Origin of the sequence: Mycoplasma sp. E35C (genome assembly GCF_019873825.1) — a bacterium.
Classification (GTDB): Bacteria; Bacillota_I; Bacilli_A; order Mycoplasmatales; family Mycoplasmoidaceae; genus Mycoplasmoides.
Window position 1 is genome coordinate 594,660 of the sequence record NZ_CP068418.1, and the last position, 17,208, is coordinate 611,867.

Sequence of the window (17,208 nt, forward strand, 5' to 3'; positions counted from 1 at the left end):
TAACCACTTAATTAAAATTGTTTAATAAAAAAATAAAGTCCTTATGCTTCTGCTTTGGGACTTTATTTTATTTGTTGTAAATATCTTTATTATTTATCGCTTTCTTGCTTATCTAAGATGGCAACGAATTCTTCATATCCTTCTTTAACTAAATCTTCATAGGCAATGAATTTTAAAGAAGCTGAATTAATGCAATATCTTAATCCGCCAGATTGTTTAGGACCATCATTAAAAACATGCCCAAGGTGGCTATCAGAATTTTTGGCTTTTACTTCTGTTCGGACTAGATTGTGTGATAAATCTTCTAATTCTTGAATTATATCTTTACTAATTGGTTTAGAAAAAGCTGGTCAGCCACAACCTGAATCAAATTTATCTGTTGATAAGAATAATGGTTCATTGCTTGTAAGATCAACATAAATTCCTTTCTTAAAATGTTTATCATATTCATTAACAAAAGGGCGTTCTGTAGCTGAGTTTTGGGTTACTTCAAATTGTAATGGTGTTAGTTCTTTTTTAAGAACTTCAATTGGTTTTTTTGTATATTTTTTCATATTAAATTAAGTAATTAAACAAAAAGATATAATTCTTAAAATACCAAGATTCTAAGAATTAAATCCTTGTGTTTTGATTTTTTATAAATTAATTAATTCCTAATTAAATTAACTATTAAAGATCGTTTAATCCAGATGAATGTTTATGATCTTCTTTATTTTTTTCATCATTAATTGCAACTTCGGTTGTAATTAATAATGCAGCTACTGAACAAGCTTTTTCTAATGCAGTTTTTGTTACCTTAGTTGGGTCGATAATTCCATTATTGATCATATCAACAAACTCGTTAGTTTCAGCGTTATAACCATAGCCTTTTTGTTTGCTATTTAAGATGTTGTTAATGATCTTAGAACTGTTTTGTCCAGCGTTTTCAATAATTTGACGACAAGGTGCTGATAATGAAGATTTAACAATTTCATAACCTAATGCGATTTCTTCATTTGATTCTTTAACTTGTTTTAATACTTCAATAGCATTAATTAAAGCAACACCACCCCCAGCAACAATTCCTTCTTCAACGGCTGCTTTGGTTGAGTTTAAAGCATCTTCAATTCTTAATTTCAGTTCTTTTTGAGCAACTTCAGTAGCACCACCAACATGGATTACAGCTACACCGTTTGATAAGTTAGCAATACGCTTAGAAATGCGTTCTTTGTCATATTTAGATGTTGTGTTGGCTAATTTAGCTTCTAAACTGTTTAAGTACTTGGCTAAAACATCTTTTTGACAAGCACCATTAATGATTGTGGTTTTATCTTTTGAAATCACCACTTTTTCAGCAGAACCTAGTTTGTTTAAATCAACATCTTTAAATTCAACACCAGCAGTGCTATCAACTAAAACAGTATTAACACTGATTGCTAAATCTTCAAGGGTAGTTTTTTGAGCTTCACCAAATTCTGAACACTTAACACTTACTACATTTAAAGTGCCACGTAGTTTATTAATTGCTAAAGCAGTTACTACATCTTCTGCAATATCACTAGCTACGATTAATAACGGAGCACTTGATTCAATGCTAGCTTCAAGAAGGGGTAGGATTTCTTTAACAGTATTAATTTTGTTTTGTGATACTAAGATCTTTGGATTACTTAATTCACTTAGCATCTTTTCAGAATCAGTTACCATGTAAGGTGAAGAATATCCACCTTTGAATTCTAATCCATCAGTTGTATCAAGGGTTGTGTCAAATGATTTAGCATCATCAATTGAAATCACACCATTTGGACCAACAATATCCATAGCCTTAGCAATTAATTCACCAATGTATTTTGAACCTGATGAAATTGCCCCAACTTGGGTAATTTCTTCAATTGATTTAATTGGTTTTGACATACTTGATAAGTATTCACAAACCAATTTTGAAGCATTTTCAATCCCTTTTCTTAAATTAACAGGATTAACACCATCGTTGATTGCTTCGATTGCTTTATTAACAATTTCGTGGGTTAGAATGGTTGCTGTTGTTGTTCCATCACCCGCAATATCATTAGTTGAAATCGCAGCTTCTGCAATCAATTTAGCTCCCATGTTTTCAACTGGATCAGCTAGTTCGATTTCTTTAGCAATCGTTACTCCATCATTAGTAATTAGTGGAGCACCGTATTTTTTTTCAATTAAAGCATTACGACCTTTTGGTCCAGCTGTGATTTTTACTGCTTTTGCTAATTTATTAATTCCTTTTAATAATTTAGCTCTTGCTGCGCTTTCAAAACTAAGTTCTTTTGCCATTATTTAATTACTCCAATAATTTCATCATAACCTAACATCTTGTAGGTTTTATCATCAACATTAATCGTTGTGCCTGCGTATTCTTTAAAATAAACAACATCATTAATTGTGATTTTAAATTCAATTTGTTGTTGTTTGCTATAAACCAAACCATCACCTAGTGCAACTACTTTACCTTTGGTTGAGTTTGATTTATCTTCTTCATTGATACTAGTAATAATTCCTAGTTTAGAAGTTTTTTGTTCAGATAAAACTTCTACTAAAACATTGTCATGTAATGGTTTGATGTTCATAGTCTATTATTTCATTAATACGAAGTTATTTTTATTATCAGGTTTAATTTCAAATAATTCTGAGTAGTGTAAGATTGCTTTTTTAGCTATTAGTTGGTAATTTTCTAATGCTTTTGTTAAATCATCAACATAGTAAGTGAAGATTCCATAATCAATACCATGACCTGTATGAACAACTTTGTCATCAGTAATAATAATTACACTAGCAGCTAGTTTAGCATTGGCTAAGGCAAAAATTTCATCACGGTTATTTGTGAAATGAACTAAGAAATGAGTTGAGAATTCATCATTACCAATTTCACGGTTAGGACAGATCTTCTTGCAAATTTCACTAATCTTTTCACCAAAAGTTGTTTTTGATACTTCAGTCATTGGGAAGTAGTGAGTGATTGCTCGTTTATAGTCGAATAACAATTCAGATTGTTTGTTAATCTTCTTCATTGTTTCTACTGCAATAATTGGATACATTCCATTTGCAGTTTCACCTGATAACATAGTTGAGTCACAACCTCTTTCAACAGCAAAGAAAACGTCAGTTACTTCTGCTCTTGTTGGTTGAATATTCTTTTCAAGTGAATCTAGCATTTGAGTTGCCACAATTACACGTTTATTAGCAAATCGGCATGCTTTGATGATGTATTTTTCTCAATAAGGCACTTCGTAATAAGGGATTTCTAATCCTAAATCACCACGAGCAACCATAATACCATCACTAGCTTCAATGATTTCATCTAAATTTTCAATGGCATGACGAGTTTCAACCTTAGAAATCACTTGAACATGTTCCATTTTGTGTTGTTTTAGAATATTACGGATTTCTTCAATATCCTTAGCGCTATTAACAAATGAAGCAGCAATGTAATCAATGTTATTTTTTAAACCAAAAACGATGTCGTTATAATCTTTTTGACTTAAGAATGGAATTGAATATTTCGCATTTGGTAAGTTAATGCGTTTTTTAGTAATAATTTTATGTTCGTTTTTAGCAATCGCTCTGATGTATGAAAAGTCATGAGCAATTTCAATAACTTGAAGTGTTAATTTACCATCATCAACTAAAACAATAGAACCTAATGATAAGTCCTTAGCCATATTGTATTTTTTAGATGAATCAGATACTGAGAATTCTAAATTAGTTCCCAACACTTCACGGTTGGTGTGAATTTTAACAATTTGGTCTTTTTTCACAACATTGTCAGTTTCACTCATCTGATCAACACGGATTTCAGGACCGTTAGTATCAAGCATGATTGAGATTGGTAAGTTCAATTCCCTAGCTACACTGCGAGCTAAGATTATTCTTACTGCTTGCTCTTCTTGATTACCGTGAGAAAAATTTAAACGAATTGTTGAAACTCCGTTTAAGAATAATTCTTTTAGATTTTCTCTTGCATTGGCAACAATCTCTTGTTTAGCTGGATCTTCTAAATCAGCTAATTTAAATAATTTATAGGTAATTGAAGGACCACATGTCGCAACAATTTTTGTTCTTTTTAGAAAGTTTAAATCAAATTTATTATGCTTCTTATTCATTGAATTCCCCATTGATACGATTAATTAAATTAATTAGTTTAATTCTTGAAGGATTCTTCTTACTTAATGCTTCATCAAAACTATAAGCCTTAATTTCATCACCATCAAGTCCTAATACGACATTGTATTCTTTCTTGTTAATTTGTTCAAAGGCTTTGATTGCAAATTTCATTGCTAAAATGCGTTCTAATGGTGTTGGCACCTGACCACGTTGACCATAAGTTAAGTAATTAACATTGGTTTTAATATTTAGTTGATCATTAATTTGTTTAGCAATTTGTTTTAAGCTATCACGTCCTTCTTCGCCATAGATATGTTCGCACACGATAATTGTGATTGTGCGTTTTTTATCTTCTAGCATTCTTTTTGCTACTAAATCAACAATTTCTTGGGTTGATTTAATGTTTTCTGGTGTGATTACTAAATCTGCTCTGGTTGCTAGTGCTGCATAAACTGCTAAATCACCACAGTGACGACCCATTACTTCAGAAATTGAAGCACGGTTGTGAGAAACACATGTTGATGAAATTTCTTGAATTGTTCTTGTGATGTGTTCTAGTGCTGAATAAAAACCAATTGTATAGTCTGATGAGCTTACATCATTATCAATCGTTCCCGGCATACTAATAACATTAATGCCTAGTTCTGATAGTAATTTTGCACCCATATATGAACCATCACCACCAATTACTACTAAGGTGTTGATTTTTTTAGCTTTTAGGTTGCTAACTGCTTTTTTGCGTACTTCTAAATCTTTGAATTCAACTAACCTTGCTGAGTAAATGAATGTTCCAGAATCAAAGAAATGATCAATTACTTCTTGCTGGTCTGCTAATTTTATATTGTCTTCAACCAGACCCTTATAACCTTCATAAACTAGGTATGGTTGTATATTATTTAATAACGCTTGTTGAACTAATCCATAGATCGCAGCGTTCATTCCAGGAGAATCTCCCCCAGAAGTTAAAATCGCAATTCGTTGCGTTTTAATAGCCATAGAAATACCTATAATCCTTAGTGCTAATTATAATAAATTATTTGTTATCAAACAATAACCCTAATAGTTCTTCTTTAGTGATTGTTCCGATGTATAGTGGTAGATTGAATTTATCTAAAACTTGTGAAACACTCTCATAATCAAACTTAGTGTTAATCAGTTCATTTTGAATTTCTTCAATTTGAGCAACACTTAAAAAGTCACCATTAAATTTAATGTCTTTAATTAATCCCTTGTCAGTGTTAAGTGAAACTTCTAACTCACCACCAGTAAAGCGTTTTTTGTTTTTGAATTTAAATTCTTGGCTTGAACCATAAATTCAGTCTCAAGTTTTAAAGTGATTTTCTGCACGATCTTTAATTCAATCGTGTGCTTTTTGGTCTAATTTGATTTCGACTAATTCTGGATATTTTTTAAAATAGAATTTTGTTAATTCTTCAATGAATCATTCTACTGATTTTTTATCAGTTAAATGATCAATAATATTAGTTACCCGTTTTTTAATTGAATCAATTCCCTTAGCTTCAATCTTCGATTTATCAACATGTAAATAACGTGATAAACGGCTCATGTCAGTATCATATAACAATGTACCGTGGTGTAAGATTTTATTACCATATAAGTATTGTGCAGTTCCTGAGAACTTCATACCTTCGATTTCTAAATCATTACGACCTTTGAATGTAGCATTGATTTTTAAACTATTTAAAAATTCAATAATCGGTCTAGCAAAATATTCATACGCATTGCTTCTTTTATCATCTAAATAATCAATGTATGAATAACACACATTACCAATATCTTGATAAACTGTGCCACCACCTGAAAAACGACGAATTAAATTAACATTATCTTTGTTTGTTTCATTGATGTTAATTTGAGCTAATGTGTTTTGGTTTTTACCAATGAAAACAGTATTAGCATTTTGTCATAAATAAATGATTGGTAATTCTAATTTTAAGTGTTTTAATAGATATTCTTCAGTTGCTGCGTTAATGTAGCAGTCTGTTGAGTTTGATTTATAAAAATAAGCCATATTTGTTTTTAGTATAAAAAAGACCCTTAAAAGGGTCTAATTTATGATTTTTAAATCTCTTAGTGTTTGTGGTTGAAGTGAGTGTAAATTGCTTGTTTAGCACATTCTGAAATTACTTCAGCAAGAGTTGGGTGTGGGTGAATTGCTTGTTCTAATTCAAAGACAGTCAATTCATTTTCCATAGCCAATGCGATTTCAGAAATCATATCACTAGCTGTTGTTGCGATTAATACACAACCTAAAATTTCACCGTATTTCTTACCAAACATTAACTTGATGAAACCATCAGTTGAACCGTCAGCAATCGCTTTACCATTGATTGCCATTGGCATTTTAGCAACAACATATTCAATACCCTTTTCTTTTAGTTGTTGTTCAGTGTATCCGATTGTTGCTAATTCTGGGTAAGTATAAACTACACCTGGAGTTTTTAGTGGATCTACAGTTTTTGGTTTTCTACCTAAAATGCAATCAACTGCGTATGTTGCGTGGTGGTAAGCATAGTGAGCTAACATTACTTGACCAGCAGCATCACCGATTACATAGATTGAATCACAAGATGTTTGTAGTTTGTCATTTAGTTTAACACGACCACGTTCATCTCTAGCTACATTGAATGAACCAAATACTTCATCATTAACTACACGACCAACACATTCAAGGATGTATTGAGCTGGTAATTGATAAGCTGTACCATTATCTTCATAGATAATAGAACCATTTTGGTACCCTAAAATCTTAGCATTAAATGCAATATTAACACCAAGTGATTTCATCTTCTTGTTCATGAATTCACTAGCATCATTATCTAGTGTTTCACATAAACAATGAACACCTTGTAAGATTGTTACTTGTGTTCCTAGTGAAGCGTATAAGCTTGCAAATTCAATACCAATTACACCACCACCAATTACTACTAATGATTGAGGAACTTGTGGTAATGATAAAGCAGCAGTTGAATCAATAATTCTACCTTCAGCACGACCTTGATCAAAACCAGGTAATGGTAATTGTCTAGGAGATGATCCAGTTGCTACGATAATGTTTTTAGTTGTGAAATTTTGACCATTAACTGACACGGTGTGTCCATCAATAATTCTAGCTTCACCAACGATTGTTTCAGCTTTAGCTGTTTTTAGGATTGTTTTAACACCATTAACAAGTTTGTTTACAACTTGTTCTTTACGTTTTTGAACGTTTGGTCAGTTGATTGCTGGAGTTGAAGATGGTAAATCTAAACCGTATTCAGCAGATTTGTTAATGTAGTGTTTTACTTTAGCGGTTTGTAGTAAAGTTTTTGTTGGAATACAACCAACGTTTAAACAAACTCCACCGTAAGTTCCGCGTTCGATCACTAGGGTTTTTAAACCATTTTTAGCAGCATGTTCACCAGCTACATATCCACCAGGTCCAGCCCCAATGACAATGACATCATAGTTATACATGGTTAATTAATTTATAAAAAGATTTAGGTAATTAAATTAGTAAACCGTCTAAGTTTTCAACGATTTCTTTTAATGTTTTAGCAAAACGGCCGATGTCTGCACCATCAATTCATCTGTGGTCAGCAGCAACTGTAATTGGCATAATTTGCTTAACTGCGATTTGGTTATCTTCTGTTCTTGATAATCTTTCTTCAACAGTACCAGTAGCAATGATTGCAACTTCTGGGAATTTAATGATTGGAGTACCGAATAAAGCACCAATTGAACCGAAGTTAGTTACACTAATAGTTCCTTCTGATAATTCAGCCATACCTAATTTCTTAGAACGAGCTTTTTCAGCTAATGAAGCTACTTCTTTAGCAATTTCAATTACTGATTTATCTTGAGCAGCTTTAATGTTTGGAACCATTAAACCATCAGCAGTATCAACAGCGATACCTAAGTTAATGTTTTTCTTTAATACTAATCTGTTATTGTTCTTGTCGTATTGTGAGTTGAACATTGGGTGAATTACAACAGCTTTAGTAATTGCTTTTAGTAAGAATGGTAAGAATGATAGCTTAACATTGTAGTTAGCCATTACTGAATCTTTAACTTGTTTTCTGTAAGCAACTAATTTAGTTACATCAAAATTGAAAGTTAAAACAGTTGTTGGAACTTCATCATTAGCAGTAGTCATTGCTTTAGCAATAGCTTTTCTTACTGATGTAATTTCTTTGTAAGTTTCATTTGCATTAGATGAAGCAGCAGGCGCAGCAGCTGGAGCTTGGTTAGCAGCAGCAAAAACATCGCTAGAAAACACCTTAGCACCGTTTGCTGGAGTTACATTGTTTAAATTAACATTTAAATCATTAGCAACAGCACTAGCTAATGGAGTAGCTGCAAATGGACTTGGCATTGCTGATGGCATAGCAGCAGGAGCAGGTGTAGCAGGAGCTGAACCAGCACCAGCTTGGTCACCGAATAAGCCAAATAGTTTATCCGAAACTTTCACTTCACCAACTACTGAAGCACCAGCTGCTGGAGCAGCAGGAGCAGGTTCAGCAGCAGCAGGAGCTGGAGCTGGGAAGCTTGGAGTAGGAGCAGGGAAGCTTGGAGCAGCAGCTGGTGCTGGAGCTGGAGTTGCAGCAGCAGGAGCTGGCGCAGCACCACTAGCATCACCGTTAAGAATTAACATTGTTTCACCAACGTGAACAGTTTGTCCAACTGAAACAACGATTGAAGTAACAGTTCCACCTTGTGGAGCAGGTAAGTCAGTTGTAACTTTATCAGTTTCAACTGAAAACATTGAATCACCTTCTTTAATAGTGTCACCAACTTTTACATAGATTTGAGCAACAACACCTTCGTGTAGCCCTTCACCAACATCGGTAAATTTATATTCAAACATGGTTATTTTTTTATATCTTTCTATAAATTATGAAAATATAATAGATTATAAATTAAAAATAATTTTTAATAGACATCTTTTAAGGTAATAAATATCGCTTTTATTGAGCTATTAAAGCTAATAAAAACGATAGATATTATTTAAAAATTTAAGCTAATAGTTCGTTGATTGCATCAATTGTTCTTTGTTTAAGATCAAATTGAATTGCTTCACCTTTTGCTAATGGAACTGTAATATCAAATCCAGTTACACGCATTGGAGCTTTCTTTAAGCTGCTGAATAATTTTTCATTAACTCTTGTAATAATTTCAGCACTTAAACTGAATGATTTAACAGCTTCGTGAACAACTAATAAACGACCAGTTTTTTGAACTGAACCTAAAACTGTAGCTCAGTCTAATGGCTTAATAGTTCTTAAGTCGATTAATTCAATATCACCAGCAGGGTATTGTTTAACGATTTCTAAAGTATCAATTACGTTTGAACCGTAAGTTACGATAGTTAATTTGCTACCTTGTGTTAAAACGTTAGCTTTACCAATTTCAACAATGTATTCACCAGCAGGAATTTCTTGTTTGAAAGCACGGTAAATTTTCTTAGGTTCAAAGAAAATAACTGGATCTGGATCGTTAATAGCAGCTAACATTAAACCTTTTGTGTCATAAGGAGTACATGGCATAACAACCTTAACACCAGGAATGTGAGCATAAATAGCTTCTAATGATTCAGAGTGGTGTTCAAGAGCTTTAATACCACCACCCATAGGCATTCTTACTACTAATGGAGCGTTTAATTGACCTCTAGTTCTGTGTCTAATTCTTGCAGCGTGACAGAATAGTTGTTGCATAATTAAGTAACTGAAACCAGAGAATTGGATTTCAACAACTGGTTTTAAACCAACGTATGAAGCACCAATAGCAGAACCCATAATTGCATTTTCAGCAATCGGAGCATCTCACACTCTTTCAGCACCGTGTTTTTGTTGAAGACCTTTAGTTGCTCTGAATACACCACCTTCAAACCCAGCGTCTTCACCATATAATACTACACTCTTATCTTTTGATAGAGCGATATCTAAAGCGTTGTTTAAAGCTTCGATATTATTTACGATAATTTTTTCACTCATTATTTAAGTTCTCCAATACAAGGATTATTTATTTTCAAAGTATTTTTTAGCAATTGCTTTTTGTTCAAGTAGATCTTCTGGTAAAGTAGCGTAAGTGTGATCAAACACATCATCAATAGTTGTTTTAACGTGTTGTAACATTACTTGGTATTCTTCTTCAATCTTAGCTTGAATTTGATCAAACATAGTTTGTTCTTTAGCATCGTCTCATAGACCTTTAGCTGTTAAGAACTTTCTAATTCTTGCAATTGGATCTGATTTTTTGTTTTCTTCTTCTTCTTCTTTAGTTCTGTAAACTGAAGGGTCATCTGAAGTTGTGTGAGGTCCTTGGCGGTAAGTAATGAATTCCACAAGGATTGGACCCATACCACTTCTAGCATATTCAACAGCTTCTAACATTGCATCGTATGAAGCTAATAAGTCGTTACCATCAACTCTTACTCTTGGCATGTTTACTGCGATTGCTTTAGTTGAAATATCACTAGCAGCAGATTCTAAGTGAGTTCTAGTTGAAATAGCGTATTGGTTGTTGTTTACACAGAAAACTGTTTGTCATTTGTGAATTGAAGCCATGTTCATTGCTTCATAGAATTCACCTTCAGCAGTACCACCATCACCGATGAAAGTAACAGCAGCAGCTCTTTCTTTATTGTATTTTAGAGCATAACCAATACCAGCAGCTTGTGAGTATTGAGCACCGATTGTGATGTTTACTGGAATTACTCTAACACCTTCATCAAAAACGTTTCCTTTTTCAGAACCATTTCAGTAAAGCATTAATTGGTAAGGTTTAACCCCTCTGTGTAACATTAAAGCACCTGATCTGAAAGCTGGTACTAATCAGTCTTTCTTAGTCATTGCCATTGAAGTAGCAATTTGTAAAGCTTCTTCACCAAGGTTTGGTGCTAATGTAAGCATCTTACCAGAACGTTGTCAAATTAACATTTTCTTGTCAAGTTCTCTTGATAAGTTCATGTAGTAGTATGCTTCAATAATTCTATCGTCTGATAACTTTTGAACATAGTTAGGGTCAATTAGACGACCTTCGTTGTCAATTACCTTATGTAAAAGTTCAGGAATTTTATTTTTAACAATGATTGCCATATTTATTGTTGTGTCCTTTTATAAGTTTTACTTTATTAAATTTTTTTAGCACAATTATTTAATACTTTGTTTAAAGTAGTTTAATCCTAATGCTTGTAAAATCGCACTAATAATAAAGTTAAATGGTTTGTTGTAGTGAGGTAGGAAGAATACATCAGCAAATGCAATATCAACAAGAGTTAATTTTCTTTGGATTGCTAATGCTAAGAAGTAGATAACTTCAGAGTGGTTAGTTTTTGCTGAACCTAATTGAGCACCTAGTAATCTTAAAGTCTTAGGATCAAATACTAATTTAATCTTAACTTTGTCATAAGTGTTCATTCATTCAGGACGGTCAGCATCTTCAAAGTAAGAGCTAGCTACTTCAATACCACGAATTTTAGCAACTTCTTCAGAAATACCAGTAGAAGCTAAGTGGTGACCAAAGATATGAATTGCGTTAGTACCAACGATGTTTTCTAACTTGATGTTATCCATACCATTAATGTGACTAGCAGCAACTACCCCGGTTTTAACAGCGTTTGTTGCTAAGTCAACGTTTTGGTATTCACCAGTTGCAGCGTTCATGATTGCAGCAGCACCACCGATTGCATAAACGTCTTTAATTGAAGTTTGACAATATTGGTCAATAATTAACGCACCGTTTTTAACTTTGTGTGCATCTGGTAATAATGAAGTGTTTGGTAAGAAACCGATACATTGAATTACTAAGTCAGCTTCAACTTTTTCTTGTTGGCCATCTTTTTCTAGAGTAATTCCTTTGATTACTTTTTTACCACCTTCAGTGTCAACTAAGTAACCTAGTACCTTAGTACCACAACGTACGTCAACACCTTCTTTTTTCATAGTAGTTACTACGTCTTCACCAAATTCTTTATCAAAGTAATTTGCTGCAGGTCTTGGTAGCATATCTACTAATAATGTCTTTTTACCGCGAATGTGAGCAGCTTCAATTAATTCAACACCGATATAACCAGCACCAATTACGATAACGTTTTTAACATTAGGTTTTTTGAATTGGTCAATGATTTCTAATGCGTGTTGGTAAGTTTTACAAGCAACTAAACCTTCAATACCACCACAGTATTTTTCAGTAAATGGTAAGCTAGCATCAGTTGTTGTAATTGGTCATGAACCAGTCGCTAAGATTAGTTTGTCATAACTATCTTCGAATGTAGTGTTTTTTTCTAAATCACGAATAACAACTTTTTTGTTTTTGTGATCAATAGCCATTACTTCGTGCTTCATGTGCACTTTAGCACCCATTGATTTAAGTTGTTCTGGATTAGAGTAGAACAAATCAGTTGTGTCTTTAACAACACCACTAACAGCAAGAGCAATACCACATCCTAAGAATGAGATATTGTCGTTACGGTCGTAAGCAACTACATCTAATTTTGGATTTTCAGCTAGCATCGTGCGGATTGCAGATGTTCCAGCATGGTTAATTCCTACTACAATTACTTTCATTTGTATTTTTTTATCCTTATGAAATCTCTATAGATATTATTAATGATAATTTGATTAATTTTTATTAATAAGTATTTTTTTATTAAAAAGCACTTAGTTTAAAAACTAAAATCTGATGTTTTTTTAAAAATAACCCTTGACAAAATAAATAAAATTATTTTGAAAGACGAATTACATCACGCATAATCATGATTTCTTCGTTGGTTCTTACTTGATAAACATTTAATTCACTATTAGCATCAGATAGTTTTCTGTAATCTGAATATTTATTATCAAATGCTTTTGGATCAAGTGAAGCTTTTAATAAGTAAAGTTTTTTCACAACTTCTTGAACAACTAGTTTTGAGTTTTCACCAACCCCAGCAGTGAATACTAAACCATCAATTGGAGCTTGAATTTGGTTTGCATATTTAACAATGTAATCTGCCACTCTTTGTGTGTAGATGTCTAATGTTGTTTGTGTTGCTGGTAGATTTTTTTCAACATCACGCATATCAGCATAATTACATAAACCTTGTAATCCTGATTTTTTGTTTAAAGCGTTGATTAAATCATCCATTGATTGGTTAGTTTGTTTTGCAATATATTGGATTACTGATGGATCGATATCACCACTTCTTGTACCCATTACTAAACCTTCAAGTGGAGTGAATCCCATTGATGTATTAATTGATTTTGAATCTTTAATTGCAGCCAATGAAGCACCATTACCTAAGTGACAAACAATTAAATTTACCGTTTTTTTGTTTAATAATTCTTCAAAGCGTTGAGTTACATATCGATAACTAGTTCCGTGATAACCATAGCGACGAACTAAGTGTTTTTCTTTTCATTCACTTGGAATTGCATATGCTCATGAAACTTCTGGCATTGATGTGTGGAAAGTTGTATCAAATACCGCAACGTTTTTAGCAGATGGAATTAATTCTTGAACAACTTCAATAACATCACCTTCTGGTTTGTTATGTAATGGAGCTAGTTTTGCTAACTCATGAATTTGTTCTAATACTTTTGGTGTAACTAATACTGAATCTTTTCAATAAGCACCTTGCACCACACGGTGACCCACACCAACAATTTCATTAAGATCATTAATTACTTTATGTTTTTTTAATGAATCTAATAAATGAGTTAATGCTTCTTTGTGTGTTGGAAAAGCAGTTTTGCCATCAACTTCTGTGCCATCAGCAAATTCGTATTTAAACGCACCATCAATAAAGATACGTTCACATAATCCCTTAGCTAATACTTTTTCATTAGCATCATATAATTGGAATTTAATCGAACTTGATCCAGCGTTGATCACTAAGATTTTATTCATTTTGTTAATTTGTCCTTTACTTATTTTGAATAATGATAAATTAACAGATTTTTTTGTAATGAATAATTTCTTATTATTGAATATTCAATAATCTGGCTAACCAATTTTTACATCTTCGTCAATATATGAATAATTTGACTTGATAACATCACTCTTAACTCATGCCAGAATTGACGTGCTTACACCTAGTTGCCCAATAATCATCAAAGCAATCAAGAAGACTAATGGAATGAAAATGATCGAAGTAATATATGGCGTAATTCCGACTGATAATCCAACCGTTCCAAAGCCTGATGAGTATTCAAAAAAGACATCCATCATACTGAAGTGATGTTCAGGCAATGACGCACTTAGAGTAATATGAACACCAACGATTGCTACGATTAAAAAGATACTACTTAATGTCGTAATTAAAAAAGCATTTGATGTTGTATCAGCTGGAATTGAACGTCGGAATAATCTAACTTGTTTATAGCCTCTGAATTTTTGGAAAATTGCAACCATTACTAATGCAAAAGTTGTCGTTCTAATCCCCCCAGCTGTTGATGAAGGGGCAGCACCAATAAACATCAATAAACTAAATATTAACTTCGTTGTATCAGTTAAATTGTATGTACTAATTGTTGAAAATCCTGCTGATCTTGTTGAAAAAATCATGAATCATAAATTCATTACATAATTCAATCTTGGATTAGCTCCATACACAACTTGATACAGATCTTGTTTGGAATTAATATTTAATGATGGTTCAAAAATTATGTTGGCATTTGATCTGGTTGCTTCATCATAAATTTGATCCAAGATTTGATATGAACCATTTTTGGTTAATAATTCAACAGGACCAACAACAATTATTGGTAATAACAATAACACCGTTGAAGTAATTAATGAAAGTTTAGTAAAGATACTAAACTTGTATTTAAGGGTGTTTTTATAAAGTTTTTTGTAACGAATTTTTTCGTAAATATCAAAGATTGTCGGATAACCAATACCACCAATAAAAAATTGGGTTGCAGTAATAAATAACAACACAATATGGTGGTCGTTACGAAAGCTAGCTAATGAAAACGGACCAAAGATATCAAACCCTGCATTATTAATTGATGATACTGAATGAAAGATCCCAGCTCATATTGCATTAGGCACATTATGATATGTAAAAAAGAATTGGTGTTTGTTATCAACAGTTAATTGTGAAGCTTTGAAATCAACTAATGATCAATCATTTTTTGGAGTTGATGTTAATAAATTTTGTTGTTCATAAGTTGGCGTGAAATAAAAATATAATCCATAAAAAATCGAATAAATAATCTGAAAAATCATCACTGCAATTACAGCAACAATTATCGTTTTTGAAGTCGTTGATAATTTCTCACCACCACGTTCAGATTGGAGTAATAATGTTTTTTCTAAAGTTGAACGATCTTTAAAAATCTTCGCAAAAATTCGTCAAATTAAATATCAAAAGACAACGAAACCAACACCACCAACTTCAATCAGAATTGCTAAAATAACCTGACCAAAAATCGTGTAAGTTTCGCGAACAACTACCGTGGATAATCCTGTATCACTAAATGCGGATGTTGCTATAAAAAAAGCATCAATAAATGAATATCGTTCTTTTTCAATAGTTGGTTGACTATTTAATCCATCAAAAGTCAGACTAGTAACTTTTTCATAACCATCTTGCACATGTTGTAATGATACTGGTATGTATAGCAAGATCGATCCAATCAAAATGAAATAAATATAGAAATGAGCAATCTTCTGACTGATCGTTTCACCAATAAAAATAATCTTTAAGATCTTTTTGATCTTTTTTTTCTTATCAAGGGTTAGATTATTCTTCTTATTGCGTTTCATCACCTAACAATCTTAAATTAAATTAGCTTCAGTGGCTTGAAATTCGTTTTTGGAAATTTCTAACAACTTAATGGTTGTGTCTTGATTGTCTTTGACATACTTAACACTCATATAGTCATCATAATAAATATCGTTCTCAAATTTAGCATGATGTTCTTTGTTGTTATTGATATATTCTAATAATTTAATATTCTTTTTCACATCAATTTCAGCATTAATGTATTTATGTAAAAAATATTGAGCATTAATTGATGAATCAACCAACCATGTATTGTTATTTAATTCTTGGACCATACCAACTTCATCTTGTTCGTCATAAATTCGACCAACAAGTTGTTCTAATAGATCTTCCATACTAATAATTCCGATTGATTCATAATCATTGAAATTATTAACAACAATTGCTAATTGCACCCTGTTGCGCTGCATCGATCTTAATACTTCATCGAGTTTGAAATCTGACAATACATACAACGGTTTAGTTAGATAATTAATTCAATTATCTTCATCTTTGTTTTCAACAATACTTAAATATTCTTTTAAATGTAAAACTCCAATTGTTTTATTTTCATCATTAACAATCGGAATTCTTGAAACGTTATCAGTTAAAAAGTGTTTTTTAATCAACGAAATCGAACTATGTTCATGTGCATAAGTAACTTCTGATCATTTCACCATTTTTTTATCAATGGTAATTTCATCAAAATTAATCGCATTTTTGATTAATAACGCTTCTTCTTCTTCTAAAATTCCTTCATTTTTAACTTCATCAATGAAAAAAGCAACTTCTTTTTCACTAGTTTGAGTTTTTGAATATTTTTTAAACATTTTTGACAATAAATAAGTTATTGGCAAAACTAAATAATAAAAAAATCCTAAGATGAAGCTAAATAATAATACTGTTTTGATTGGTCGGAATTTAGCTATTGATTTAGGAACAATTTCTCCAATCAGCAACGTAATAAATGTTGTTACAAAAATCGCAATCGATGAAGCTAATGTTTCATCTGGCACAATCTTATTAAACAGCAACGTTGATAACGTAGAAATAATAATATTTGCGATATTATTGCAAATTAATATCGTTGATAAGGTTAAAGTAAAATTCTTTAACAGTTTATTGATAATCTTTGTTTTAAGCTTTTTTTGCAGCTTATGTTCTTTGATGTAACTATTCCATTTGAAACTAGTTAAGCTAGTAAAAGCTGTTTCAGAAGCTGAAAAAATAATTGAAATAATTAAAAATCCAAAGATTAAAATGCCATAAAGCACATAAATAGCTATCGTTTGGCTATCATTTAGATTTGATGCTGTACCCGAGAGGGACGGACTTTCAGAGTTCAT

General features: G+C 32.1%; 14 protein-coding genes. All 14 read right to left on the minus strand.

Annotation, left to right across the window (positions count from 1 at the left end; translation table 4 throughout):
* Positions 1-89: 89 nt before the first annotated feature.
* The gene (gene msrB / locus JJE79_RS02515; RefSeq protein WP_222926058.1) at positions 90-554 is read right to left on the minus strand and encodes a peptide-methionine (R)-S-oxide reductase MsrB; all 465 of its coding nucleotides are present in this window, start codon (positions 552-554) and stop codon (positions 90-92) included.
* Positions 555-669: 115 nt separating this feature from the next.
* Complete coding sequence (gene groL, locus JJE79_RS02520; RefSeq protein ID WP_222926059.1) at positions 670-2,286, minus strand: chaperonin GroEL; 1,617 nt, start codon at positions 2,284-2,286, stop codon at positions 670-672.
* Positions 2,286-2,579: a co-chaperone GroES gene (locus JJE79_RS02525; protein ID WP_222926060.1), complete on the minus strand. Its 294-nt coding sequence runs from the start codon at positions 2,577-2,579 to the stop codon at positions 2,286-2,288. The genes groL and JJE79_RS02525 overlap by 1 nt, the downstream gene beginning before the upstream one ends.
* A 6-nt stretch (positions 2,580-2,585) precedes the next feature.
* Positions 2,586-4,112: a pyruvate kinase gene (pyk, locus tag JJE79_RS02530; RefSeq protein WP_222926061.1), complete on the minus strand. Its 1,527-nt coding sequence runs from the start codon at positions 4,110-4,112 to the stop codon at positions 2,586-2,588.
* On the minus strand, positions 4,105-5,109 hold the full coding sequence (locus tag JJE79_RS02535) for an ATP-dependent 6-phosphofructokinase (RefSeq protein WP_222926062.1): 1,005 nt from the start codon (positions 5,107-5,109) through the stop codon (positions 4,105-4,107). Before JJE79_RS02535 ends, pyk begins: the two co-directional genes overlap by 8 nt.
* 37 nt (positions 5,110-5,146) lie before the next feature.
* Positions 5,147-6,145, minus strand: coding sequence for a lipoate--protein ligase (locus tag JJE79_RS02540; RefSeq protein ID WP_222926063.1), 999 nt, complete (start codon positions 6,143-6,145; stop codon positions 5,147-5,149).
* Positions 6,146-6,204: 59 nt separating this feature from the next.
* Entirely contained in the window at positions 6,205-7,590 is a 1,386-nt protein-coding gene (lpdA, locus tag JJE79_RS02545) for a dihydrolipoyl dehydrogenase (RefSeq protein WP_222926064.1), read from the minus strand.
* 31 nt (positions 7,591-7,621) lie between these two features.
* Positions 7,622-8,980 carry a dihydrolipoamide acetyltransferase family protein gene (locus JJE79_RS02550; RefSeq protein WP_222926065.1) on the minus strand — a complete coding sequence of 453 codons (1,359 nt, stop codon included), beginning with the start codon at positions 8,978-8,980 and terminating at the stop codon, positions 7,622-7,624.
* Positions 8,981-9,128: 148 nt separating this feature from the next.
* On the minus strand, positions 9,129-10,106 hold the full coding sequence (locus JJE79_RS02555; protein ID WP_222926066.1) for an alpha-ketoacid dehydrogenase subunit beta: 978 nt from the start codon (positions 10,104-10,106) through the stop codon (positions 9,129-9,131).
* Positions 10,107-10,130: 24 nt separating this feature from the next.
* A complete protein-coding gene (gene pdhA / locus JJE79_RS02560) occupies positions 10,131-11,210 on the minus strand; it encodes a pyruvate dehydrogenase (acetyl-transferring) E1 component subunit alpha (RefSeq protein WP_222926067.1) in 1,080 nt (359 codons plus the stop codon).
* A gap of 54 nt (positions 11,211-11,264) precedes the next feature.
* Entirely contained in the window at positions 11,265-12,680 is a 1,416-nt protein-coding gene (locus tag JJE79_RS02565) for an FAD-dependent oxidoreductase (protein WP_222926068.1), read from the minus strand.
* Between the two features lie 154 nt (positions 12,681-12,834).
* Positions 12,835-14,001, minus strand: coding sequence for an acetate kinase (locus JJE79_RS02570; RefSeq protein WP_222926069.1), 1,167 nt, complete (start codon positions 13,999-14,001; stop codon positions 12,835-12,837).
* Between the two features lie 96 nt (positions 14,002-14,097).
* A complete protein-coding gene (locus tag JJE79_RS02575) occupies positions 14,098-15,864 on the minus strand; it encodes a potassium transporter TrkG (RefSeq protein WP_255565820.1) in 1,767 nt (588 codons plus the stop codon).
* A gap of 12 nt (positions 15,865-15,876) precedes the next feature.
* On the minus strand, positions 15,877-17,208 hold the full coding sequence (locus JJE79_RS02580) for a CNNM domain-containing protein (RefSeq protein WP_222926071.1): 1,332 nt from the start codon (positions 17,206-17,208) through the stop codon (positions 15,877-15,879).